The sequence below is a fragment of the Paraburkholderia sp. UYCP14C genome, from assembly GCF_004197395.1.
Lineage (GTDB): Bacteria > Pseudomonadota > Gammaproteobacteria > Burkholderiales > Burkholderiaceae > Paraburkholderia.
Map to the genome: position 1 here is coordinate 1 of NZ_SELS01000022.1, position 23,872 is coordinate 23,872.

Consider the following 23,872-nt stretch of genomic DNA (forward strand, 5'->3'; position numbering starts at 1 on the left):
GTGGCGGCGGTGGTGGCGGTGGCGGTGGCGGTGGCGGTGGCGGTGGCGGTGGCGGTGGCGGTGGCGGTGGCGGAAGCAGCGGCGGCAGCGGCGGCAGCGGGAGCGGGAGCGGCGGCTGCGGTTGTGGAGGCTCCAGCGGCGGCCCCGGTGGTGGCTTTGGCGGTGGACCCAGCGGTGGTTTCGGCGGTGCGAATGGTGGTGGCTTTGGTGGTGGCTTCGGTGGCGGGTTCGGCGGAGGCCTTGGCGGAGGCTTCGGCGGCGGTCACGGAGGCAAGGGTGGCGGCAGCGGCGGCAGTGGCAACGGTGGCGGGAACGGGCACTAGGCGTGGCCCGCTTCCTCAGGTAGGGGGCCCCCGCGCCCTACCCGCCGGCGACATGTCCCGGCATACTGTCCGCTATCCGCTGGCAACGGCGGTGGCGTCCCGATCCCCCGGTCGGGCGTCACCGCCCGAGGCCGGTCGGAGCGGCCCGCCCCGCCTTCGGCGCGCGCTGACGGCGTGGCTCGCCGAGCGCGCGACCCGCGCCGCGCGCCGTCGCGCGAACCGCACCGTGAGCGGCGGGAACCCAACCTCCATTGCGTGCGAGTGTTATGGAACCAATCCGAGACGACCGCCTCATATCAGATTCATCGTTCGATATGAGGGCCCACAACATGCATAGAAGCGTCCCCCCCTCCGCGACCCGCACGGCAGCCGCCGTGCTAATGGTTACCGCCTTGGGCCTCGCATCGCTCGCCAATGCGCAAACACCCGCGCAGCCAATGGCGCAAACCCTGTCGCAAGCGGCGCCGCCGGTCGACCCGAGCTTCTCCGCCTACTCGCTCGTACAGAGCTGCAAACAGCGTCACGACAACGTCGCGCAAGGGCAATGCGTCGGCGCGATCCGCGGCATCATCCACGGTTATCAGTACGGCGTGCTGTTCCTCGCCCAACGCGCCACACTCCCCGCCAACGAAACCCAGCGCGTGTCGCTCTGCCTGCGCGACGTGCCGGTGTCGTCGATCGTCGACGACTTCCTCGCCGACGCCGCCCAGGTGCCGGACGACGCGCTGCAGCACACCCCCGCCGAAGTCGCCGTGCTCGGCTCCGTGCATCAGCACCACGCCTGCACCTGAGCGCCGCGCCGGCGCGAGCGGCGTGAGCGCCGCCCACAGCGCTTCGAGCCTCGCGCGCCGCCGCTCCGCAACGGGCGGCGGTCGCGCCAGGGCTTACAACATCTCCAGCGCACGCTTGCCGCGCGGCGGCTTGAAGTACGCGTCGAGCGCGGCGAGTTCGCCGGCTTCCAGCACCAGTTGCGACGCGCGATGGTTGTCGCGCACATGCTCGACGCGCGCCGCCTTCGGAATCGCGCACACGTTGGGCTTGCCCAGCACCCACGCGAGCGCCACCTGAAACACGGAGACGCCGCGCGCGTCGGCGATGTCGTCGAGCGGCGAGCGTTTGGGCAGCCGCGCATGATCGATCGGGCTGTATGCCATCGCCGGCATGCCGCGCGCGGCGAGCCAGGGCAGCAGATCGAACTCCGGCCCGCGCCGCGCCACGTTGTACAGAATCTGATTGGTCGCGCACGCATCGCCGCCCGGTGTCGCGACGAGTTCTTCCATGTCGTCGGTATCGAAGTTGCTCACGCCCCAGTACCGGATCTTGCCCGCGCGCCGCAGCGCCTCGAAGCCGTCGACGGTCTCCGCGAGCGGCACCGAGCCGGGCCAGTGCAGCAGATACAGATCGAGCCGGTCCGTCTTCAAACGCTTCAGGCTCTGCTCGCACGCGGCGATCACGCCGCGCCGGCTGGCGTTGTGCGGATACACCTTGCTCACCAGAAACACCTTGTCGCGCAAACCGGCGAGCGCTTCGCCCAGCAGCGATTCGGTCGCGCCGTCGCCGTACATTTCGGCGGTGTCGATCAGCGTCATGCCGAGTTCGACGCCGCAACGCAGCGCATCGATTTCCGCCGCGCGTCGTGCCCGCTGCTCGCCCATCTCCCACGTGCCCTGCCCCAGCGCCGGAATGCGCTCGCCGCCCGGCAGGCTCACGCTCGCGATCTCGCTCGTCATGCTGACTCCTCGAAAGTGGTTCGATCCGGATGCGATGCGACGGCATGCCGCCTCATCACGCAACGCATGCTACGAAAAACATCGCGACGAGTTTAGCGGCTCCGCGGCCTCACCGTGGCGCGCCTGGCAAAAGCCCGCTATAACGGGACGCGCCGATGTTTTAAAATTGCCGCTTGCCCATCTTGCGTGAGCCCCATGACCTCTGCCTCGGAAGACCGCTGGCGCGACCTGCGCCCGGACCCGGAAAACGACACACCGCTCTATCTGCAACTTGCCCGCAAGCTCGGCAGCGCGATCCACGAAAACCGCTGGAACGCCGGCGAGGCATTGCCCTCGGAGCGCGTGCTGTCGGAGGCGCTCGGCGTGTCGCGCATCACGTCGCGCAAGGCGATCGCGCTGCTCGTCGAGCAGGGTTTGATCCGCCGCACCCAGGGCGCGGGCAGCTTCATCACGCCGCGCTATGAAGATCCGTTGTCACGGCTGTCGAGCTTCAGCGAAATGCTGCGGCGGCGCGGCTTCACGCCGAGTTCGAAATGGCTGTCGCGCGAAATCTCGCCGGCCAATCGCGACGAGGTGATCCAGCTGGGGCTGTCGCCGGCCGCAGCGGTCACGCGGCTGCGGCGGCTGCGGCTCGCCGACGGCATCGTGATGGCGGTCGAGAATTCGACGTTCCCGGCCGCGGTGATTCCCGATCCGCAGGCAATCGGCGACTCGCTGTACACGTATCTGGAGAATCGCGGCCTGACGATCGTGCGAGCGTTGCAGCACTTCCGCGCGGTGAACGCGAGCGATGAGATCGCGCAGCAGATGAGCATCGCGCCGAACGAGGCGCTGCTGTTGATCACGCGCGTTGGCTATACGGCGGATCAGCGGGCCATTGAGTTGACCGATACGTACTGCCGCAACGATTACTACGACTTCGTGGCGGAGTTGCGGAAGTAGACACGGTGGATGGGCGGTCGAGCTCGCTTCGCTCCTAAACGCGACGCTCCGCACGCCACCCCTGCAACCTCGTTACGTCCACCGGGCTTCATGCGCGCCGATGCGCGCCGGCGGCAGCGCATAGAACGCGGGCGTCTGCGCCAGTTCCTCTGCGGGTAGCACACCGAGCACGCGCCCGAACTCCGATTGCACACTCGCGACGCAATCGCGTACGTCGTCGAGCGACACCTCCGGCGCCTGCTGCCCATCGGCCAGCAGCCCGAACGACTGCAGCCAGCGCCCGGTCTGCGCCAGCGACACCTTCACATGCCAGCTCCCGCCCTCGCGTGCCCTCCGCGCGAGCGCGACCATCGCGCCGAACGCGGCCAGATAGCCGGTCGCGTGATCGAGCGCCTGGCACGGCAGATGCCGCGGCGCGGCCGCCCCCGCCGCCGCGCGCTCCGTCCACGCGATGCCGCTTGCCGATTGCACCAGACTATCGAAGCCGCGTCGCTGCGCCCACGGCCCCGTGTGCCCGTATGCGCACACCGACACATAGACGATGCCGGGCCGCAGCCGCGCCAGTTCGTCCGGCCCGAAGCCGCGCGCCGCGAGCGCGCCTGGACGATACGCCTGCAGGAACACGTCGGCATCGCGCGCGAGTCCGCGCAACGTGTCGCAGCCGGCCGCGTCGCGCAGATCGACGAGGGCCGAACGCTTGCCGCGGCCGTTGTCGATCACGAGCGGTGCGATGTTCGGCAGATGCGGTCCGTTGATCGTCAGCACGTCGGCGCCATGATGCGCGAGCGCACGGCCGGCCACCGGTCCGGCGATGATCCGCGACAGATCCAGCACCCGTACACCCGCGAGCGGACGGTCGATGCCGGGTTCAGCGTCGGCGTCGGCGTGGCGCGGCGGCTCGGCCGGCGCGTCGCCGATACGCTCGATCTCGAACAGCGGCAAGCGCGCGATCGCTTTGGCCTGCTCGAGCGCGGCCCATTCGTCGGGCGTGCGAATCAACGCCGCGCACAGGCCCGCGTCGGCGAGCGTGCGATCGAGCGTCGCGCCCTCCCAGCCGCGAATCGCTGCCGCCACCGACTCGCGCCCGTTGTCGCAGCCGAGCACCTCGAGCACCCCCTTCAGGTGATGCGCGAAATTCGTATGCAGCTGAATCCAGCGGCCGTCGCCCGTTTCGTAGAAGCCGGTGACCGGATCGCGCAGCGCGGGCGGCGGCCCATCGTCGATGCGCAGATAGCGTTCGCTGCGAAACGCCGCCAGCGCGCGACGCATCTGCACCGACACCTGCTGCCTGCGTCCGCTGCGCAAGCGCCAGTATTCGGCGGCGGCGAGGCCCGTCGCGGCGATGGTCGACGACGCGAGGCTGCCGACGCGGTAGACCGACGGCAAGCCGGGGTCCGCGCCGGTGAGCGACACGGCGTGCAGCGCGACCGGATCGCAGCCGGCGAGGGTCCAGATGTGCTTGAGGGCGAGTTCGGGCGTCATGGCATCGAGGCGCGGTGGCCGCGCGGACTGGAAGCAGGTGCACCGAGTCTAAATTTGCGCGTTGCTGCAATCAATCTTGATTATGATAATCAACATATATTGATTTCTTCGGTTTCCGCACGATTTCATGCCAACCCCGATTTACCTGACCGCCGCCGAAGCGGCCGCGACGCTCGGCGTCAGCTTGCCGACGCTGTATGCATACGTGAGCCGCGGCATGCTCGGCTCATCACCGGATGCGCAAGGCAGGCATCGGCTCTACGATGCCGCCGAGGTGCGCCGTCTCGCGCGTCGCAAGGCGGACGGCAAGCGCGCCGGCAAAGTCGCGCAGAAGGTGCTCGACTGGGGCGTGCCGGTGCTCGAATCGTCGATCACGCTGGTCGCAGACGGTCGGCTGCTGTATCGCGGGCACGATGCGATCGAGCTCGCGTGCAGCGCGTCACTCGAAGACGTCGCGGCGCTGCTGTGGGAATGCAGCGCGCGGCGCATCGCCGATGCGCCCGCCGTGCCGCTCGCCCCCGCGCAATGGGCCGCGTGGCTCAAGCTGTGGAGTGACAGCACGCCGCTCGACCGTGCGCTGGTGCTGCTGCCGGCCGCAGCCGCGCAGATGCCGCGGGTGTGGGCGCTCGGCCGCGATGCACAGCTCGACACCGCGTGCGCCGTGATGCGGCTGCTTGCCGCCGCGATGCTGCCGGCGGCGCCGTCGAACGAACCGCTGCATCGGCAGATCGCGACGGCCTGGCGGGTGCGCAGCCGGCAGCAAAGCGGGCTGCTGCGCGCGGCGCTGGTCGCCTGCGCGGATCACGAGCTGAACGCGTCGACTTTCACGGTCCGCTGCATCACGTCGACGGGCACGCATCTGTTCGGCGCGGTCGCGGGCGGCCTCGCGGCGCTCGCCGGGCCGCGTCACGGCGGCGAAACCGTGCGCATCGCCGCGCTGCTCGATGAGGCGTCGCGCTCGCCCGAGCTGGACCGCTACCTGGCGACCCGTCTCGCGCACCACGAGCACGGCGCGCAAGGTCCGGTGCTGTCGGGCTTCGGTCATCCGCTCTATCCGGACGGCGATCCGCGCGCGCGCTTGTTGCTGACGATGCTCGCCGACTGTGCGCCGGCCCGCTCGCCGCTCGACGAGGTACTGCAGCTTGCGCGAGCCGTGCGCGAAACGACCGGCGCGGAGCCGACGGTGGACTTCGCGCTGGCGGCGATCGAGCGCGTGCTCGGCCTGCCGACGGGGGCCGCGTTCACGCTGTTCGCGCTCGGGCGGGTGGTCGGCTGGATCGCGCACGCGATGGAGCAGACGCGCGATGGCCGGTTGATCCGGCCGCGGGCGCGGTATATCGGGGAGTACGAGGCGGGAGGGGGAGCTTAGGGGCTGCCCAGGGGCTGCTCAAGGGCTGCTTGGGTGCCGCGCCGGGTTTGCAACGCGGCGGCCCGCGATTCACCCCCGCCTCAGACCGCGCCTGGCCGACGCGCCAGCCAGGCCGGCATCGCCCAGCCGAGTAGCAGTGTCGGCAACTTGCGCTCCGAGCCGCTCGCCAGCGCGAAACGCGCCCCCGCCTGCCCCGCGCTGATCCATGCCACCGATCCACGCGCCAACTCGATGGACTCCCCCGCCGCCAGCCAGTGATCCTCATGCTCGCCCTCGACGGTCAGCCAGATGTTGCCGCTGATCACCTTGAAAATCGTCGGACGCGCGACCTGCCAAGCCGCGGCGGGCTCGCTATGTTCCAACTCGAAAACTCGAACTTCTCGCATCGCCGTTCTCCTCGAAGAACTTTCTGTTGTACCGATTATTGACGTGCGATGATCGAAGTCCCATGCACAGTTCCGAACACTTTCATCGGAACTGTTCAGTCGAAAAACCGAACAGTTGGCATGGCTCGCGCGACGCTGGTCAAGAGCTTTCGCGTTCGCCAGTCGGCGCAAGAAGGCAGGTATGAAACTCGAAATCGAACTCGATCGGGACAACGGCGTGCCGCTGACGGAGCAGATCGTCGCGGGCGTCTCGGCATGGATCCGCTCGCGCAATGCGCATCCCGGCTCGAAGCTGCCGTCGATCCGCCAGTTCGCCGCCGACTTCAGCGTAAGCCGCTTTCCGGTGATCGAGGCATACGATCGGCTGGTGTCGCTCGGCTATGTCGACTCGCGCCACGGCTCCGGCTTCTACGTCTCGGACCGTCAGCCGACGGACATGCGCTGCCAGGGCACTTCGGACCCGCGCCGTGCCGATGTCGAGTCGGACCATTTGCTGGAGCAGTTCAACTTTCCGGGCGAGACGCTGAAGCTCAGCACCGGTTTCATTCCCGAAAGCTGGCGCGACATCGATGGCATTGCGCAGGCGATCCGCCACGTGTCGCGAACCGACCCGGCGAGCATGGTCGAGTACGCGACGCCGCTCGGCAACCCGGTCCTGCGCGAGCAGTTGCGCGGCCGCATTGGCCAGTTGGGCATCCAGGCGGACGCGTCGCAAATTCTGATCACCAATGGCGCGAGTCAGGCATTCGATCTGCTTGTGCGCTACATGCTCAAGCCAGGTGACACGATCTTTGTCGAGGATCCTGGCTACTACAACCTGTACGGGCTGCTGCGACTGCACGGCATGAAGCTGATCGGCATTCCGCGCACCGGCAATGGTCCCGACCTCGACGTGATGCAGGCGCAACTGAAGCTGCACCGGCCCAGATTGCTGCTCATCAACACCGTGTTTCACAACCCGACCGGCACCACGGTCGCACCGCAGGTCGCGTTCCGTTTGCTGCAAATGGCGCGTGAGCATGGCTTCCAGATCATCGAAGACGATATCTACGCGGACTTTCAGACCGAGATCACCGACCGCCTCGCCACCCTCGACCAACTCGAGCAGGTGATCTACATCGGCGGATTGTCGAAGACGCTGTCGTCGTCGCTACGGATCGGCTGCGTGGTAGCGAATCACGCGATCATCAAGGATCTGGTCGACATCAAGATGCTGACGAGCATCGGCGGCTCGCGCTTTGCCGAGGCGGTGGCGGTGTCGATGCTGGAGCGCGGCGCATATCGCAAATATCTGGAGCGATTGCGCCGGCAGATGCGCGGCGCGCTCGGCTCGACCGTCCAGACACTCGAAGATGCCGGCTGGGAGATTTTCGAAGAGCCAGCAGGCGGCAAGTTCGTGTGGGCGCGCGTGCCCCATGTCGCGGATGCCGAACGGCTGGTTGAATGCGGCGTGCCGCTCGGTGTGACGGTGCTGCCCGGACAACACTTCAGGCCGAATCGGGAGGCGAGCCCGTGGATCCGGATTCATGTGGCGTTTGGCAACGAGCCACGGGCGCAGGCGTTTTTTCATGCGGCGGCGCAGTTGCCGCCTGATGCGTGAACACCGCGTGAAGTGGGGCCGTGACGCAGCATCGGCAGGTGCGCAACACGCCGCCGTCCGCTGCGCCGGGACTCGCTTTTCCCTAGAATAGCGAGTCCACGCCCGACCGAGCGCGCCCAGCCGCCTTTTATGTCCACGACGCCGACTCCGCCCGCCCTCGCTCCCGACATCCCTTCGGGCCCTTCGCCCCGCTCGCTGACCGTGATGCTGTGGCTGGTCGCCACCGGCTTCTTCATGCAGACGCTCGATTCGACGATCGTCAACACCGCGCTGCCCGCGATGGCGACAAGCCTCGGCGAGCTGCCGCTGCGCATGCAATCGGTGGTGATCGCCTACTCGCTGACGATGGCGGTGATGATCCCCGTGTCCGGCTGGCTCGCCGACAAACTCGGCACGCGGCGCGTGTTCTTCAGTGCGATCCTCGTGTTCGCGGTGGGCTCGTTGCTGTGCGCGAACGCGCATACGCTGAATCAGCTGGTGCTGTTCCGCATTCTGCAAGGCGTGGGCGGCGCGATGCTGCTGCCGGTCGGGCGGCTCGCGGTGCTGCGCACCTTTCCGGCGGAGCGCTATCTGCCGGCGTTGTCGTTCGTGGCGATCCCGGGACTGATCGGACCGCTGATCGGACCGACGCTCGGCGGCTGGCTCGTCAAGATCGCGTCGTGGCATTGGATCTTTCTGATCAACGTGCCGGTGGGCATCGTGGGCTGCATCGCGACGTTTGTCTTCATGCCGGACAGCCGCAACGAATCCACCGGCAAATTCGACCTTGGCGGCTACCTGCTGCTGGTGGTGGGGATGGTGGCAATTTCGTTCGCGCTCGATGGCCGCACCGAGTTCGGCATTCAACATGCGACGGTGCTGGTATTGCTGATCCTGAGCATGGCGTGCTTCGTTGCCTATGGTTTGCACGCGGTGCGCGAGCCCGCGCCGATCTTCCCGCTCGATCTGTTCAAGATCCACACTTTCAGCGTCGGGCTGCTCGGCAATCTGTTCGCGCGGATCGGCAGCGGCTCGATGCCCTACCTGATTCCTCTGCTGTTGCAGGTGAGCCTCGGCTATAGCGCATTCGAAGCCGGCCTGATGATGCTGCCCGTAGCGGCCGCGGGCATGGCGACGAAGCGTCTCGTGACGAAGCTGATTCTCAAGTACAGCTATCGACGCGTGCTGATGGCGAACACGATTCTGGTCGGCCTGATGATGGCGAGTTTTGCGCTCACGAGCACGAATCAGCCGCTGTGGCTGCGGCTCGTGCAACTGGCGATCTTCGGCGGCGTGAACTCGATGCAATTCACCGCGATGAACACGTTGACGCTGAAGGACCTCGGCACCGGCGGCGCGAGCAGCGGCAATAGCCTGTTTTCGCTCGTGCAGATGCTTTCGATGAGTCTCGGCGTGACCGTGGCCGGTGCGTTGCTGACGACCTTTACCGGCATCATGCAACGCGTGACCGCCGCCAATTCGCTGCCCGCGTTTCATGCGACCTTCCTGTGTGTCGGCATCATCACCGCGTGTTCGTCGTGGATCTTTGCGCAGTTGTCGCCAGAGATCCGCACGCCCGCGAAAAAGACCGATCCTTCGGAGCGAACCTGAGAGCCGCACGAGCCAGGACAACGCAACCTCCCGCACGCCCGAACGGATTTTGGGGCATCACTCCGAGCGCGCGGCACGTGGCACCCTTGAACAGCGCCGCCGACCTGCAACAGGGCGCGCCCCGCACCAGCGAAGTGCGTGAGATCGCCTTCGTACCGCGGCGAGCGCACAATGATTTCCTCCGAGCATTGCTGGTGGACGCCCAAGCTCTGTTCGTACACGCGCATAGTTCTTGCTCGTCTATCCTGTAAACTCTTGGTCTGGGCGCGCGAACGCCTGCCTGGCCCTGCAAGCGCCGCCATTTCCACACGACTGACATGATGAGCATGATCGAACTCGATCCTCCCGGCTTCCAGCCGCCACGCCCGATGGCCGGCGACGAAGGCTCCCGGCGTACCGTGCTGTATGGCGGCTACACCGTTTTCAGCGTGTTTCAGCCGGTCTTCTCGGTATCGCACCGGCGAGCGATCGGGTATCACGCGTCGCTGCGCGTCCACGACGAGCACGAGCGGCAAGCGCCCTCGCACGAAGTGTTTACGCAGGCCGCGCGACGCGGCGACCTGCTGGAACTTGGACGGCTGGCCGAATCGCTGCACCTCGGCAACTTCAACGCGTTCGACAGCCATGACGAATGGCTCTTCCTCAGCCTCCATCCGGCCGCGCTGATGGACACCAGCTACGGCGACGCGCTGCTTGCCAGCCTGAAGACGCTCGGCCTGCCGCCGCAACGCGTGGTGCTCGAAGTATCCGAACAGGCTGGCGGCGAGACCACGCGCTTCGCAGAGATCGTCGATGCGCTGCGCAAGTCCGGTTTCCTGATCGCACTCGACGGCTTCGGCGCCAAGCATTCGAACATCGACCGGGTGTGGAATCTGCGGCCGGACATCGTCACGCTCGACCGCATCATCCTCGCGCAAGCGAGTGAACACTCGCACATCGAGCGCGTGTTGCCGGGCCTCGTCTCTCTGTTGCACGAGTCCGGCCAACTGGTGCTGATGGGCGGTCTGAGCACCGAGCGTGATGCGCTGATCGCGCTCGAATGCAACGTGGACTTCGTTCAGGGCGCTTTTTTCGCGGGCCCGAGCGTCGATCCGGTCAAGCCGCAAGTTGCCGCTGGCCTGATGGATTCGCTGTCGGCCTCGCTGCGCGAACGCGTTGCCGCTCGCGAGAAAGCACAATCCGCACGGCTCGCGCCCTATGTCACCGGTCTCGAGGCAGCCGCCGCGCAGTTGATCGCCGGGGAATCGATCTCGCAGGCGACCGCACCTCTGCTCGCGCTCGGAGAAACGGCGCGCTGCTTCGTGCTGGACGGTTCGGGCCGGCAGATCGGCGACAACGTGCTGCCGCCGGGTCGCACATCGCAACGAGCAAAGCGCTTCAGCCCGCTGCTGCATTCCGAAGGCGCGAGTTGGGAACGCCGCCCGTACTTCATTCAGGCGATGCGTCAACCGGGCCGGGTTCATCTGACGCCGCCGTATCTGTCGATCAACGAAGCGCACCTGTGCGTCACGGCCTCGATCGCCGCACACACGTCGCACGGTACGCAAGTGCTATGCGTCGACATCAACTGGGAAGTCGCGGCTCACCGTAACTGACATCTGCGGAAGGCCCTTGATGCGGGCAAGCAGGTCGTTGACCGCGTCACGGCCCAGCATCTGGTTGGCCGCCTGCAAATGCGCGGCGCTGGTGAGGATGCGAAGCGAGACGATTCTCGCGGAACGGTCCGTAACGCCATCCGTCACCACGTCGATCAACCCGACGATGTCGCCGTCGCAGAACAGCGCGATGCACACAGCACCCGCCATCGACACCACCTCGGCATGGCTCGCCTGTTGCGCGAGGGATGTGATCACGCCCATCCACTTCGGACCTGAACCCGGCTCGCGGGCGCGTTGCGCTTCGGTGTTGGGCGTCGGCCCATGTGCTCGAAGGGCGGGGTCGCCCGCGGAGAACGAAGTGGGTGGCGCGTACAAAGGTATGTCGCTGATCAGTTGCGGCGCGTCGCTGAAGAGCTGTAGCAGGCCCGCCCGATCTTGCGCTTCGAGCGCCGCGCGCAAACGCTCGACGATTCGCCCATGCACCGCTGGATCGGGCCGCTCCAACGGCGCGCCCGCACGTTTCAGACGCTCCTTGGCGCGATGAACCATTTGCCGGCACGCGGCAGGGGTGCGCTCGAGAATCGAGCCGATTTCCGCATAATCGCACTCGAACGCTTCATGCAGCACGAACGCCGCACGTTCGTCTGGCTTCAAATGTTCGAGTAGCAGCATCACGCCATATGACATATCGGCCGCGCGCAATGCCAACTCCTCCGCCGAAGGTGCGACCTCGTCGAGCCACGGCTCCGGCAACCAGCCGCTAGCCTGCGACGCGCGCTCGCGCTGCGCGTGCCGCAGACGATCGATCGCCGTGCGCGTGGTCAGCGTGGTGAGCCACGCGACCGGCGTTTGCACCGCCTGCGTATCGGCCAGATGCCATTTGAGCCAGACGTCCTGCACCACGTCTTCGGCCTCCGCGCGACTGCCGAGCATCCGGTATGCGAGTGCCAGCAGACGGGCGCGCGCGGCCTCGAAACTGGATGCTTTGTCGATTCCGTGTTCCGTCATGCGTCGACCTCCCGATGGTGCCTGGTGAAAAAGCGGCTGCGTGCCGGTGGCATGGCTCAGCGCGCGTCATGTTCGGTATTCCTCAGCTTGACGCTCGGGCGACGGAGGATGTGACAGCGCGGCGCAAAAAAATTTTCTGTCACGACGCCGGTTGCTGCTTCGTCAAATGAGCAACAACCGGCGCTTGGCACGCGGCTTTTGTCCCGCGGCCGCCCGTGCATCCCGGAATGCCCATGCCGTCCATTCTGAACGAGGAATCCATGCCTGCCAGTTACCCGTCTGTCTCCGGCCTCGGCCTTGTGCCCACGGTCATCGAACAATCCGGCCGGGGCGAGCGCGCCTATGACATTTACTCCCGCCTGCTGCGCGAGCGCATCGTGTTTCTCGTCGGGCCCGTGAACGAACAGTCTGCCAGTCTGATCGTCGCGCAATTGCTGTTTCTCGAATCGGAGAACCCCGACAAGGATATTTCTTTTTACATCAACTCGCCCGGCGGCTCGGTGTATGACGGCCTCGCGATTTACGACACCATGCAGTTCATCAAGCCGGAGGTCTCGACCTTGTGCACGGGGTTTGCCGCGAGCATGGGCACCTTCCTGCTCACCGCGGGTCAACGCGGCAAACGGTACGCGCTACCCAATGCGCGCATCATGATTCACCAGCCGTCCGGCGGCGGTCAGGGCACCGCGGCGGACATCGAAATCCAGGCGAAAGAGGTGCTTTACGTGCGAGCGCGCCTCAATGCGATGATGGCCGAGCGCACCGGACGCAGCACCGAAGAGATCGCGCGCGATACCGACCGCGACAACTTCATGTCGGCGCTTGAAGCGAAGGAATATGGATTGATCGACGACGTGCTGGAAGCTCGCGCGACGTGGAATAACGCAGGCCGTCGCGACACCCTGTAACCGAGCTGACATGCAGCCGCTCGCGGCACCGCCGGTTAGACCGCTTGCCGCCCCCATCCACCTATCGGTGCGAGCGCACCACAAAAGCTGCTCACCTTCGCTGGAATCGCTATCATGTCGCGATTCGTCGACTTCGACGACCGCCTCAATGGAGATACACATGGCGTCATCCAACGAAAACGTCAGCATGGCGCTATTCTGCGACTTCGAGAACGTCGCGCTTGGCGTGCGCGACGCGAAGTACGACAAGTTCGACATCAAGCTGGTGCTCGAGCGACTGCTGCTGAAGGGCAGCATCGTGGTCAAGAAAGCATATTGCGACTGGGATCGCTACAAGAGTTTCAAAGGGGCCATGCACGAGGCCAATTTCGAGCTGATCGAAATTCCCCATGTGCGCCAATCGGGCAAGAATTCCGCCGACATCCGGCTCGTCGTCGATGCGCTCGATCTTTGCTATACGAAATCGCACGTCAATACGTTCGTCATCATCAGTGGTGATTCGGATTTCTCGCCGCTCGTGTCGAAGCTGCGCGAGAACGCCAAACAGGTCATCGGTGTCGGCGTGCAACAGTCCACCTCGGATTTGCTGATCGCGAATTGCGACGAGTTCTTTTTTTACGACGATCTCGTACGCGAAAGTCAGCGCGCAGTCGCGAGGCGCGAATCGTCACGTCAGCCGCAGAGCGCGCAGCAGGCAGCCAAACGTGCGCCTGATGAAGAGAAGGCCCCGCCCAAGGAAGATCTGGAGAAGCGCCGCAGCAAGGCCGTTGAAATTGCGGTGCAGACGTTCGATGCGCTCGCTTCAGAACGAGGCGACAGCGGCAAGATCTGGGCGTCGGTACTGAAGAACGCGATCAAGCGGCGCAAACCGGATTTCAACGAAACGTATTATGGTTTTCGCGCTTTCGGCAATCTGCTGGAAGAAGCGCAGGCGCGCGGGCTGCTCGAATTCGGCCGCGATGAAAAGTCAGGCGCATACGTTTATCGAAGCACGGCTGTGAACGTCGCGGGTGAAGCGGCAAGTGAATCCATCGGCGACGCCGCAGCGGAATCTGCGGACACGAGATCGGCTGAAGCGGTTTCGGCTGAACGGGCGGCCGAACCTTCGTATCAAGCGCAGGCGGCGCAAGCGGCTGCTTCCGAGTCGGGCGGCAAGCACAAGTCGCGGCGCAAGGATCGCACCAATCGCAAGGCGGGACGCGCTCAGCAGGAAGGCGCCCACGGCAAGCGCGGTCACCACGAGACGGCTGAGGAAGAATCTGTGGTTGCCGCGCCGGTTCCCGCCGAACACGTCGAACCCGCCGAGCCGACCCAGCAGCAGGAACCGCGTGAACACACTCCCCTGTCACATGAGTTCGTCACTGAGCCGATAGCGGAAGAGTCCGAAGCTCGCGCTGCAACAGCACAAGTGGATACAACCGCTGAAGAAGTCGTCTTCGGCCACGAAGCCGACCAGACCGCCGACAGCGACCAACCCGCGCAGTATCAAAGCGCCAAAAAGCGCGCAACGCGCAAAACGGCCGCGAAGAAAGTGAAGAAAAGCACGCCTCGCACGATCGATGAAGTCCCTGAGATCGCAGCGCCGGCCGAGGCCTCTGCACCGGCAGTCAATCCGGAAGAAGCGCCTGCGGCAGCCAGGAAGGCGGCCCGTAAAACCGCCCCCCGGAGCCGTCGTCCGCGCAAAACGGCGTCTACGGACACCGCAGAGTAAGCAGCGGCACATATTTGACGATCGTCGCCAAAAGCTACCGCCCAATCGTGCTACGCACTTGAAACGCAGTACTGGCCGACAATGCCTGACAAGCAAGTCGGCCGGCGCCCAACTATCACCGCTCAATAAGCTGGATAAGGCGCATACATCACGGGCGGAGGCGGCGCGTAATAAGGACGGGGCGCAACATACACCGGCTGCGTCGAATAGTAAGGCTGCGGCTGAACGATCGTCTCGCCCTTCGACACCATGCACTGCGCGTAGGCGGTGTCGTAGTGTGCCTGCATGGCGGCCGCCGAATACTGGGCGCCATTCGCGCTGTTCGCGCCACCGATCAGCAGGCCGCTGCCCGCCCCGATCGCCGCGCCCGCGCCGGCGTTGCCCGCCGCCGCACCGAACAGCGCGCCGATCGCCGCGCCGCCCAGCGTGCCGAGCGCCGCGCTGTTCACGCTATTCGTGTTGGCCGCCTGCGCCGCGCCGGCCGGATTCGTCGAATGATTCGCGTAATCGCGGCACGCGTAGTCGTTCGCCTGGAACTCGGCGAGCGTCTCGCCGCTGCGCGGCATCGCGGCGATGCTCGGGCCGCTCGGCGGCGCCACCGCGCAACCGCCCAACGCGAGTGCGATGACGGCGGCGGAAATCGCCAGGCTGATCGTTTTATTGCTGGAAATCATGGTGGTGCACTTCGGAGGATTGGAATTCAAACGTTAGGCTAATCGCAAAATTCCGTGGTTACGCCTTAGTTACAGAAAGTTTTTCGCGCGGCCGGCTTGCGTCGCCCCGACTGCACGTAGCCGCGGCGGTTGGGCACGTTATATCAGGTAATGCTTGTTAATGAGCGGGCGATGAATTCACAACGAGCCCGGCCTACACTCGCGTCGAACGATCCCTGCCCAACCCAATCGACCACCCGAAGGACGCCTCGATGAACCGGCTCATTCTCGCCGCCGCAGCAGCTTGCGTCGCGGGCAGCGCGCCCGCATTCGCGCAATCCACCCCTGCCGCGCCGAGCGTCGTACTCCAGCAACCGGGCACGACGACCTTTCCGAGCGCCGCAATCGTGCAGAACTTTCAGTACATGAACCATCCGCCGCCGGCGCCCTCCCCCGCCAGCTCATCGAAGCCGGCAGGCGGTGGCAGGGGTCATCGGCATCGACAGATGTCCGCGAGTTCCGACTCGGATAGTTAGCCGCAGGTCACTCCGTTTGGCGCCTCGCAAAACCACAGTTACCAACTGTGACAAAGTTGTTTCAGAAGCACAAAAGCATACAAGAGAGGGAACACCCGCCGGTGCTAAGCGGGCGCAACACGCGTCCGTCGCCTTGCAATCACCTCAAAAAAGAAAAAGCCCTCGCAATGGAGGGCTTTCGTCTGTCGCTACCATCTTCAATCGCGACCGCAAGGATCGCGACATCAGACGGCAAGCTGCAACCGGCAATCTCAGGCGAAGTTCTTCGCTGCGAAGTCCCAGTTGACGATGTTCCAGTACGCTTCGACGAACTTCGGACGCGCATTGCGATAGTCGATGTAGTAAGCGTGCTCCCACACGTCGATCGTCAGCAGTGCCTTGGCGTCGGTGGTGAGCGGCGTGGCGGCGTTGCTCGTCGACACGAGGTCGAGCGAACCATCAGCCTTCTTCACGAGCCATGCCCACCCCGAGCCGAACGTGCCGACTGCGGTCTTCGCAAACTCTTCCTTGAACTTGTCGAACGAACCCCACTTCGCGTTGATCGCGTCAGCCAGCGCGCCGGTCGGTGCGCCGCCACCTTGCGGCGACAGGCTGTTCCAGAAGAACGTGTGATTCCACACCTGAGCCGAATTGTTGAAGACACCGCCCGACGACTTCTTGACGATCTCTTCCAGCGACAGGTTCTCGAACTCCGTGCCCTTGATCAGATTGTTCAGGTTGGTCACATAGGTCTGGTGATGCTTGCCGTAGTGAAACTCGAGCGTCTCTTCCGACATGTGCGGAGCGAGCGCGTTTTTCGCAAACGGCAGCGGCGGGAGCGTATGTTCCATGGTGCTTTCCTTCTCTGTATCTGTTGTGGGGAGTCTGCGGATGACGCTATCGAGCACTCGATTGTAGGCGACTTGGAATAACCCCGCAAACCAGCGGCCTTTATGTTTGGCATGTCGAACACGCCGTGCGCAAGGCCTTTGAGAAGGGCGCGCATCGCGCGTGCCCGGGTCGTCGGAAAACAGGAAATGGGCGCCCCGCGCCCATCGGCGAAACGTCAGAAACCGTCGGTCAGACGCGCCTGCACGTCGGCGAGCGCGACGTCGGCCGAGCCTTCGGCGAGATGCATCGTCAAACGACGTCCGGGTTTTAGCGCCGACGGCGAGCGAATCGCCCGTCCGTTTTGCGCATCGAGCACGGCCGCATAACCGCGCTCGAGCGTGCGCTGCGGACTCAGCACTTCGAGTCGCGCGCCGAGCATGTCGACGCGCGCGACCTGACGTTCATGCTGGCGCGATAGCGCCGCATTCAGACGCTGCGCCAGCGTGTCGACGCGCGTGCGCTCGGCCGCGAGATCCGGACGCCAGCGTTGCCAGCGCATCTGCAGCAGCGAAAATCGCGCACGAGCGTCGCGCACCGGCCGCGCGCCCGCCGACGCGAGCCGCACGCGCAACTGCTGCAGATGCGTGCGCTGCCGTGCGAGCCGCTCGGCCGGCGAGACGAGTCGGCGCGCCAGCCAGTCGAGCTGCTGCGCACGCCGCTCCATCATGCGGCCGAACGCGCGCGCGAGTGTCGCGTGCCGATGATCGAGTTCGCGCAGCAGCATGACGCGCTGCGGACTCACGAGTTCAGCGGCACCGGTCGGCGTGGGCGCGCGTACGTCCGCGGCAAAATCGGCGATCGTGAAATCGGTCTCGTGACCGACACCGCTCACCACGGGTATCACGCTTTCCGCGATCGCGCGCGCGAGCACTTCTTCGTTGAATGCCCACAGGTCTTCGATCGAGCCGCCGCCGCGACACACGATCAGCACGTCGACCTCGCGGCGCGCGCCGGCCGCCTCGACCATCGCCGCGAGCTTCGCGCTGACGCCCGCGCCCTGCACCGGCGCCGGATAAACGATCACCGGAATATGTGGGGCGCGGCGCGACAGCGTCGTCAGCACGTCGCGCAATGCGGCTGCCTGCAACGACGTGACGATCCCGATCGCGCGCGGATGCGTCGGCAGCGCGCGCTTGCGCTCGGCGGCGAACAGCCCCTCGGCCTCGAGTTGCGCCTTCAACCGCAAAAACGCTTCATACAGACGCCCCTGACCGGTGCGGCGCACCGCTTCGACATTCAACTGCAGCTCGCCGCGCGGCTCGTACATCGTGACGAGCGCGCGCACTTCGATGCGATCGCCTTCGCGCGGCGTGAATTCGGCGTATTGCGCGCGACCGCGGAACATCACGCAGCGCATCTGCGCTTGCGCGTCCTTGATCGAGAAATACCAGTGGCCACTCGCGGCGCGCGTGAAGTTCGACACTTCACCGGCGACCCAAACGAGTGGAAACGAGCGTTCGAGCATCGTGCCGATCGCGCGATTGAGTGCGGAGACGGGTACGACGACCTCACCGCCGGGTGTGGCCGCGGAAGCAAAAGGATTTTCGGGATTCATGCGAGGAATAAATAGGCTGGCCGCACAGACGATAGACCGTGCGACGAGCGGCGTCCAGCCGGAATCGCAGGATTGTTAAAAGTGTCCACATGGCGGGAACCGCCTGACGAATTCCGCCAGAACGCCCGCCAGCGCTAATAAATGCCTGGCAGACCCTTGATTTATATGGCATTTACATCTCAGCAACGAGCGAGCGCTCCGATCCAAAGTGCACGGAATGGCCATCCTGGACGATCGGATGGCAGGTTCTCCACAAAGTTATCCACAGACTGTGGGCGACCCCACATAGCGTCGACCGGCCTGCGTCGAGCCCCGCGCGACTTGCCGGGCGGGACGCCCGCGCGCTAGAGTGGCGGGTTCGACGGCATGCCGATCGTGCGGCGCGCCGCGGAGCTTGCCGGCCTGAGGCCGATAGGCGCGAACCCTTTGCCGCGCCGTTTGCACCTCATTTTTCGACCGTATTTGCATTCGATTGATTGCCCGGAGAACCGCGTTGATGTTGACCCCGCGTAATGCGCACGGCATGCAGTTCTTGCCCGCAACCCGCCCATGAGCGAACTCGGCGACCGCCTCGAAGCGCGCTTCGCGCGCGAATGGCAGCAACGTGGACCGTTCGCATGGGCGTTGACGCCGCTCGCCTGCGTGTTCGGTGCGATCGCGGCCGCGCGCCGCGCCGCGTTTTCGCTCGGCTGGCTGCAGTCGGTGCGCGTCGGCGTGCCGGTGGTGGTGGTCGGCAACGTGACGGTCGGCGGTACCGGCAAGACACCGACCGTCATCGCGCTCGTCGAAGCGTTGCGCGCCGCGGGCTTTACGCCTGGCATCGTGTCGCGCGGCTATGGTGCGCGCGTGCGCACGCCCACCCAAGTGACGCCCGGTTCGTCGGCACGCGTCGGCGGCGACGAGCCGTTGCTGATTGCGCGCCGCACCGGTGCCCCCGTGTGGGTCTGTCCCGATCGCGTCGCCGCCGCGCAGGCGCTGTGCGCCGCGCATCGCGACGTCGACGTGATCGTCAGCGACGACGGCTTGCAGCACTATCGCCTCGCGCGCGACGTCGAACTCGTCGTGTTCGATCACCGGCTCGGCGGCAACGGCTTCCTGCTGCCGGCCGGGCCGCTGCGCGAGCCGCTGTCGCGCCGTCGCGACGCGACGCTGATCAACGATCCGTATGTGCGCACGCTGCCCGCGTGGCCGAACACGTTCGCGCTGCAGCTCGCGCCCGCCGATGCGTGGCATCTCGACAATCCCGCGCTGCGCCGCCCGCTCGCGCAATTCGCCGGTCAGCGCGTGCTGGCCGCGGCCGGCATCGGCGCGCCGGAACGCTTTTTCGCGACAGTGCGCGCGGCCGGCCTCGCGCCCACGACCCGCGCACTGCCCGACCACTACGCGTTCGAGCGCAATCCATTCACCGACGTCGACGCCGACGCGATCCTGATTACGGAAAAGGATGCGGTAAAATTGGGGGCCTGGCACGACGCGCGCATCTGGGTAGTCCCGGTCGAAGCCGCGCTTGATCACCGCCTCACTGCATTAGTTGTGGAGAAAGTCCGTGGACGCTCGCCTGCTTGAAATCCTCGTCTGCCCGATCTGCAAGGGCCCGCTCAGCTACGATCGCGCCGCGCAGGAACTGATCTGCAACGCGGACAAGCTCGCCTATCCGATCCGCGACGGCATTCCCGTGATGCTCGTCGACGAAGCGCGGCAGACCGTCGAAGGCACGCCGGTCGACCTGAATCCCGGCTCGGTCGCCTGAAGCGGCGCGCCGCTGCATCGAGGCGGCGTACCGTCTCGCTCGCGCGCGGGCCGCGGCAATTCGACGCCCCCGCTCGCCCCACAGGTGCTCCGCAATCGATCCGCAGCCGTTTTCGCCCTTCCGGCTTATGTCCGACTCTGCGTGCGCGTCGCGCGCGCAGCCTCTTCCTCCGGCCTGATCGCCTCCCGTCTCTGATCCGATGACCCACACCGCCCATCATCCGTTTATCGCCGTCGTGCCGGCCCGTCTCGCGTCGACGCGTCTGCCCAACAAGCCGCTCGCGGACATCGGCGGCAAGCCGATGGTCGTGCGTGTCGCGGAGCGTGCGCGCGAATCGGGCGCGCAGCAGGTGCTGGTCGCGTCGGACGCGCAGGAAGTGCTCGACGCGGCGCACGATCACGGCTTCGACGCGGTACTCACACGCGCCGATCATCCGTCGGGTACCGACCGTCTCGCGGAAGTAGCGACGCGCTTCGGCTGGAGCGACGACACGCTCGTCGTCAACGTGCAGGGCGACGAGCCGCTGATCGACCCGGCGCTCGTGCGCGGCGTGGCCGCGCACCTGGCGACGACCGGCGACTGCGCGATCGCCACGGCGGCACATCCGATCGCCGATCCCGCCGAAATTTTCAATCCGAACGTCGTCAAGGTCGTGCCCGATGCGCGCGGCGTCGCGCTGTATTTCTCGCGCGCGCCGATCCCGTGGGCGCGCGACGCGTGGCAACCGCACTGGCCCAACGTCGCGTCGATGCCGACGCCGCCCGCGCCCGCCGTCGTGTACCGGCACATCGGCCTGTACGCGTATCGCGCGAAATTCCTGCGCACGTACCCCAGTCTCGCGATCTCGCCCATCGAGCAGGTCGAAGCACTCGAACAGCTGCGCGCGATGTGGCATGGCGAGCGTATCGCGGTACTCGTCACGCATGACGTGCCGTTGCCGGGCGTCGATACCCCCGCCGATCTCGCGCGCGTACGGGCTTTATTCGGGTCTTGAGCGCGGGAAAGCCGTGGCATAATCGAACGGTTATGCGCGCCTCCCAGCGCAGGCGGCACTCGGGTTATCCCGGTCGCGCGCCGTTCGGATCTTGCAGCGCCGTCCTGTTCGACGTGCAGCGCGAGCTAGCCAACGGTCCGATGCGGGTCCTGCGAGAATCGCCGGGAAGCATGCCGCGTCAACAAAGAATTCACATAGATCTGGAGATATCCATGCGTTTGATCCTGTTGGGTGCACCGGGTGCTGGCAAAGGCACTCAGGCCAACTTCATCAAGGAAAAGTTCGGCATCCCGCAAATTTCGACCGGCGACATGCTGCGCGCGGCCGTCAAGGCTGGCACGCCGCTCGGCCTCGAAGCGAAGCGCTTCATGGACGCCGGCGAGCTCGTCACGGATGAGCTGATCATTAACCTCGTCAAGGAACGTCTACAGCAGCCGGACTGCGCGAACGGCTATCTGTTCGACGGCTTCCCGCGCACGATTCCGCAAGCCGAAGCAATGAAGCAGGCAGGCGTCGCGATCGACTACGTGCTCGAAATCGACGTGCCGTTCGACGAGATCATCGCGCGTATGAGCGGCCGCCGGTCGCATCCGGCTTCGGGCCGCACGTATCACGTGACGTTCAATCCGCCGAAGGTCGAAGGTATCGACGACGTGACCGGCGAGCCGCTGATCCAGCGCGACGACGACAAGGAAGAAACGGTCAAGAAGCGTCTGGAAGTGTATGAATCGCAAACCAAGCCGCTGATCGAGTATTACAACGGCTGGGCGAAGAACGGCGATGCGTCGAGCTCGGTGAAGGCGCCCCAATATCGCCGCATTTCGGGCCTCGGCAGTGTCGAGGAAATTCGTGCCCGCGCGTTCGACGCGCTGAAGTAAGCCGGATTGGTCTAAACATTACTGCTGTTCGCGTCTGACGAAAAACCCGCCCACTTTGGGCGGGTTTTTTATTGACGGGTCCTCAAACCCGAAGCGACAAGCGTGCGGATGGCTCAGCCGAATAGTTAGTTTTCCCTGGCGCTCGAATGCCGCCGCCCCGTTCGCTTTCCGCATCGCAACACAGCCGCTACAATCGACCGTCGATAAATGTTTCGATCGAGACAGCACTGAATAATCGTAGCAAAGGAGAAAACATGGAGATTCGAGACAACGTGTTCCTGATCACCGGCGGTGCATCAGGGCTCGGCGCCGCCACCGCGCGCCTGCTCGTCGAGAACGGCGGCAAGGTCGTGCTCGCTGACCTGAATCTGGATGCGGGCGAGGCGCTCGCGAAGGAGCTCGGCGGCGTATTTGTCAAATGCGACGTGAGCCGGGAGGAGGACGCGCAACAGGCCGTCGAAGCCGCGACGAAGCTCGGCACGCTGCGCGGTCTAGTCAACTGCGCGGGCGTCGCACCGGCCGCGAAGACCGTCGGCAAGGATGGCCCCCATTCGCTCGATCTGTTCACGCGCACGATCTCGATCAACCTGATCGGCACGTTCAACATGATCCGGCTCGCCGCGGTGCAGATGTCGAAGAACGAGCCGAATGCCAACGGCGAGCGCGGCGTAATCATCAACACAGCGTCGGTCGCCGCGTTCGACGGCCAGATCGGCCAGGCGGCCTACTCCGCGTCGAAGAGTGGCGTGGTCGGCATGACGCTGCCGATCGCGCGCGACCTGTCGCGCAACGCGATCCGCGTGATGACGATCGCCCCCGGCATCTTCGAAACGCCAATGCTGCTCGGCATGCCGCAGGAAGTGCAGGACGCGCTCGGCGCGATGGTGCCGTTCCCGCCGCGTCTGGGCAAACCGGCCGAATACGCGATGCTCGCCAAGCAGATCTTCGACAATCCGATGCTGAACGGCGAGGTGATCCGGCTGGACGGCGCGATCCGTATGCAGCCGAAGTGAGGATCGACTGGCGATCGGTCTGATCGCCGTATGCGCGGCCAGGGCCCGCATACGGCGATAAAGAAACGCCTGCACATGTGTGACATGTGCAGGCGTTTGTGTTTTATGCAGCGCGAAACCGCGCGGCGCTACTCGCCGCCGTCGTGCCGCGTGCGCTGCCGCAATTCATGCAGCTGCGATTCGACCACAGTGGCGTCTTCCGCATCGGGACGATCCCCGAGGTAGCTTTCAAGGTCTTCTAGCGCGGGCCGCAGATAATCGAGCCGCGCATACGCGAAGCCCCGATCGCGCACTTCCTCGATATTGTCCGGCAGCAGAATGACGAGCCGCTGTTGCACCGCGAGCAGACGTTGCCAGCGCTCGGTCTGCAGATAGATCGCCTTCAGGTTGCGCAACATCCGCGCGACGATCTCGCGACGCGTGGCCGGTTGCAGCAGCATGCGCAGCGCGCGCCCGACCGAATCGCCGGCCGATGCGACGTACGGCTCGAGCATCTCGACCATCTGCGACTCGGACAGCGAGTGACCGGTGGTCGGGTCGAGCATCACGTCGCCGTCGGGCGTGGTCACGCGCAGCAGGAAGTGGCCCGGGAACGACACCCCGCGCACCGGAACGCCGAATTGCTCGGCCATCTCCAGATAGAGCACCGCGAGCGAAATCGGAATGCCGCGGCGACGCTTCAGCACGACGTTCAGATGACTGTTGTCGGGGTCGTAGTAGTCGTTCAGATTGCTCGCGAAACCGAGTTCGCGGAAAAAGAAACGATTGAGGATGCCAACTTTCTGGCGGATGTCGGCATCGTCGGGCATGCGGCGGCGCAGCCGCAACACCAGCTCGTCGATCTCGGCGAGCACCGACTGCAGATCGAGGTCGGGATAGGCGTCCTGCGCGAGCGAGAGCGCCGTCTCGGTCAGCGGCAGACTCTCGTCTTCGGCGACGAGCGTACTGAAATAATCGAGAACCCGCGACATGGTGA

General features: G+C 65.4%; 23 protein-coding genes. 14 read left to right on the plus strand and 9 right to left on the minus strand.

Features of this window, described 5'->3' with window-relative positions; all coding sequences use genetic code 11:
• A partial coding sequence (locus tag EVC45_RS46175) for a hypothetical protein (RefSeq protein WP_211193454.1) occupies positions 1–266 on the minus strand: 266 nt, incomplete at its 3' end.
• A 386-nt stretch (positions 267–652) separates the two neighbouring features.
• On the opposite strand from EVC45_RS46175, the gene EVC45_RS20855 reads away from it, so the two are divergent.
• A complete protein-coding gene (locus EVC45_RS20855; RefSeq protein WP_129960136.1) occupies positions 653–1,114 on the plus strand; it encodes a Rap1a/Tai family immunity protein in 462 nt (153 codons plus the stop codon).
• 93 nt (positions 1,115–1,207) lie between these two features.
• On the opposite strand, the gene EVC45_RS20860 is transcribed toward EVC45_RS20855, so the two are convergent.
• Positions 1,208–2,053 carry an aldo/keto reductase gene (locus EVC45_RS20860; protein WP_129960137.1) on the minus strand — a complete coding sequence of 282 codons (846 nt, stop codon included), beginning with the start codon at positions 2,051–2,053 and terminating at the stop codon, positions 1,208–1,210.
• A gap of 195 nt (positions 2,054–2,248) precedes the next feature.
• Here EVC45_RS20860 and EVC45_RS20865 point away from each other — a divergent pair, with 195 nt between their 5' ends.
• A complete protein-coding gene (locus EVC45_RS20865; protein WP_013090333.1) occupies positions 2,249–2,995 on the plus strand; it encodes a GntR family transcriptional regulator in 747 nt (248 codons plus the stop codon).
• 72 nt (positions 2,996–3,067) lie between these two features.
• On the opposite strand, the gene EVC45_RS20870 is transcribed toward EVC45_RS20865, so the two are convergent.
• Complete coding sequence (locus tag EVC45_RS20870) at positions 3,068–4,477, minus strand: CoA transferase (RefSeq protein WP_129960138.1); 1,410 nt, start codon at positions 4,475–4,477, stop codon at positions 3,068–3,070.
• A 127-nt stretch (positions 4,478–4,604) separates the two neighbouring features.
• Here EVC45_RS20870 and EVC45_RS20875 point away from each other — a divergent pair, with 127 nt between their 5' ends.
• Complete coding sequence (locus tag EVC45_RS20875) at positions 4,605–5,846, plus strand: citrate/2-methylcitrate synthase (protein ID WP_129960139.1); 1,242 nt, start codon at positions 4,605–4,607, stop codon at positions 5,844–5,846.
• Positions 5,847–5,926: 80 nt separating this feature from the next.
• Here EVC45_RS20875 and EVC45_RS20880 read toward each other — a convergent pair whose 3' ends face one another.
• Positions 5,927–6,232 carry a DUF2917 domain-containing protein gene (locus tag EVC45_RS20880; RefSeq protein WP_129960140.1) on the minus strand — a complete coding sequence of 102 codons (306 nt, stop codon included), beginning with the start codon at positions 6,230–6,232 and terminating at the stop codon, positions 5,927–5,929.
• Positions 6,233–6,413: 181 nt separating this feature from the next.
• Between EVC45_RS20880 and EVC45_RS20885 the strand changes: the two genes are divergently transcribed.
• The 3 genes from EVC45_RS20885 (at position 6,414) to EVC45_RS20895 (ending at position 11,017) form a co-directional block, all read left to right on the plus strand.
• Positions 6,414–7,832 carry a PLP-dependent aminotransferase family protein gene (locus tag EVC45_RS20885; protein ID WP_129960141.1) on the plus strand — a complete coding sequence of 473 codons (1,419 nt, stop codon included), beginning with the start codon at positions 6,414–6,416 and terminating at the stop codon, positions 7,830–7,832.
• Between the two features lie 129 nt (positions 7,833–7,961).
• Complete coding sequence (gene mdtD, locus EVC45_RS20890) at positions 7,962–9,422, plus strand: multidrug transporter subunit MdtD (RefSeq protein ID WP_129960142.1); 1,461 nt, start codon at positions 7,962–7,964, stop codon at positions 9,420–9,422.
• 320 nt (positions 9,423–9,742) lie between these two features.
• Complete coding sequence (locus EVC45_RS20895; protein ID WP_129960249.1) at positions 9,743–11,017, plus strand: EAL domain-containing protein; 1,275 nt, start codon at positions 9,743–9,745, stop codon at positions 11,015–11,017.
• Here EVC45_RS20895 and EVC45_RS20900 read toward each other — a convergent pair.
• Complete coding sequence (locus EVC45_RS20900; RefSeq protein ID WP_129960143.1) at positions 10,973–12,028, minus strand: sigma-70 family RNA polymerase sigma factor; 1,056 nt, start codon at positions 12,026–12,028, stop codon at positions 10,973–10,975. The genes EVC45_RS20895 and EVC45_RS20900 overlap by 45 nt on opposite strands.
• Before the next feature lie 260 nt (positions 12,029–12,288).
• On the opposite strand from EVC45_RS20900, the gene clpP reads away from it, so the two are divergent.
• Both clpP and EVC45_RS20910 read left to right on the plus strand, forming a co-directional pair.
• Positions 12,289–12,936, plus strand: coding sequence for an ATP-dependent Clp endopeptidase proteolytic subunit ClpP (clpP, locus tag EVC45_RS20905; protein WP_129960250.1), 648 nt, complete (start codon positions 12,289–12,291; stop codon positions 12,934–12,936).
• A gap of 160 nt (positions 12,937–13,096) precedes the next feature.
• Positions 13,097–14,647 carry an NYN domain-containing protein gene (locus EVC45_RS20910; protein WP_129960251.1) on the plus strand — a complete coding sequence of 517 codons (1,551 nt, stop codon included), beginning with the start codon at positions 13,097–13,099 and terminating at the stop codon, positions 14,645–14,647.
• Between the two features lie 122 nt (positions 14,648–14,769).
• Here the strand turns inward: EVC45_RS20910 and EVC45_RS20915 are convergent, their stop codons facing one another.
• Entirely contained in the window at positions 14,770–15,321 is a 552-nt protein-coding gene (locus EVC45_RS20915) for a glycine zipper family protein (protein WP_129960144.1), read from the minus strand.
• A gap of 251 nt (positions 15,322–15,572) precedes the next feature.
• Here EVC45_RS20915 and EVC45_RS20920 point away from each other — a divergent pair, with 251 nt between their 5' ends.
• Entirely contained in the window at positions 15,573–15,836 is a 264-nt protein-coding gene (locus tag EVC45_RS20920; RefSeq protein WP_129960145.1) for a hypothetical protein, read from the plus strand.
• A gap of 251 nt (positions 15,837–16,087) precedes the next feature.
• Here the strand turns inward: EVC45_RS20920 and sodB are convergent, their stop codons facing one another.
• Positions 16,088–16,666 carry a superoxide dismutase [Fe] gene (gene sodB, locus EVC45_RS20925; protein WP_129960146.1) on the minus strand — a complete coding sequence of 193 codons (579 nt, stop codon included), beginning with the start codon at positions 16,664–16,666 and terminating at the stop codon, positions 16,088–16,090.
• A 215-nt stretch (positions 16,667–16,881) separates the two neighbouring features.
• Positions 16,882–18,261 carry an exodeoxyribonuclease VII large subunit gene (gene xseA / locus EVC45_RS20930; RefSeq protein WP_129960147.1) on the minus strand — a complete coding sequence of 460 codons (1,380 nt, stop codon included), beginning with the start codon at positions 18,259–18,261 and terminating at the stop codon, positions 16,882–16,884.
• A gap of 549 nt (positions 18,262–18,810) precedes the next feature.
• On the opposite strand from xseA, the gene lpxK reads away from it, so the two are divergent.
• The 5 genes from lpxK to EVC45_RS20955 all read left to right on the plus strand — a co-directional run bounded on the left by lpxK (position 18,811) and on the right by EVC45_RS20955 (position 22,896).
• A complete protein-coding gene (gene lpxK, locus EVC45_RS20935; RefSeq protein WP_129960148.1) occupies positions 18,811–19,827 on the plus strand; it encodes a tetraacyldisaccharide 4'-kinase in 1,017 nt (338 codons plus the stop codon).
• Positions 19,808–20,011: a Trm112 family protein gene (locus EVC45_RS20940; protein WP_007180583.1), complete on the plus strand. Its 204-nt coding sequence runs from the start codon at positions 19,808–19,810 to the stop codon at positions 20,009–20,011. The genes lpxK and EVC45_RS20940 overlap by 20 nt, the downstream gene beginning before the upstream one ends.
• Positions 20,012–20,210: 199 nt before the next feature.
• Complete coding sequence (gene kdsB, locus EVC45_RS20945) at positions 20,211–21,005, plus strand: 3-deoxy-manno-octulosonate cytidylyltransferase (protein ID WP_129960149.1); 795 nt, start codon at positions 20,211–20,213, stop codon at positions 21,003–21,005.
• A gap of 212 nt (positions 21,006–21,217) precedes the next feature.
• Positions 21,218–21,883, plus strand: coding sequence for an adenylate kinase (gene adk, locus EVC45_RS20950; RefSeq protein ID WP_129960150.1), 666 nt, complete (start codon positions 21,218–21,220; stop codon positions 21,881–21,883).
• 254 nt (positions 21,884–22,137) lie between these two features.
• Complete coding sequence (locus EVC45_RS20955) at positions 22,138–22,896, plus strand: 3-hydroxyacyl-CoA dehydrogenase (RefSeq protein WP_129960151.1); 759 nt, start codon at positions 22,138–22,140, stop codon at positions 22,894–22,896.
• A 128-nt stretch (positions 22,897–23,024) separates the two neighbouring features.
• Here EVC45_RS20955 and EVC45_RS20960 read toward each other — a convergent pair whose 3' ends face one another.
• On the minus strand, positions 23,025–23,867 hold the full coding sequence (locus EVC45_RS20960; RefSeq protein WP_129960252.1) for a SirB1 family protein: 843 nt from the start codon (positions 23,865–23,867) through the stop codon (positions 23,025–23,027).
• Between the last annotated feature and the right edge of the window lie 5 nt (positions 23,868–23,872).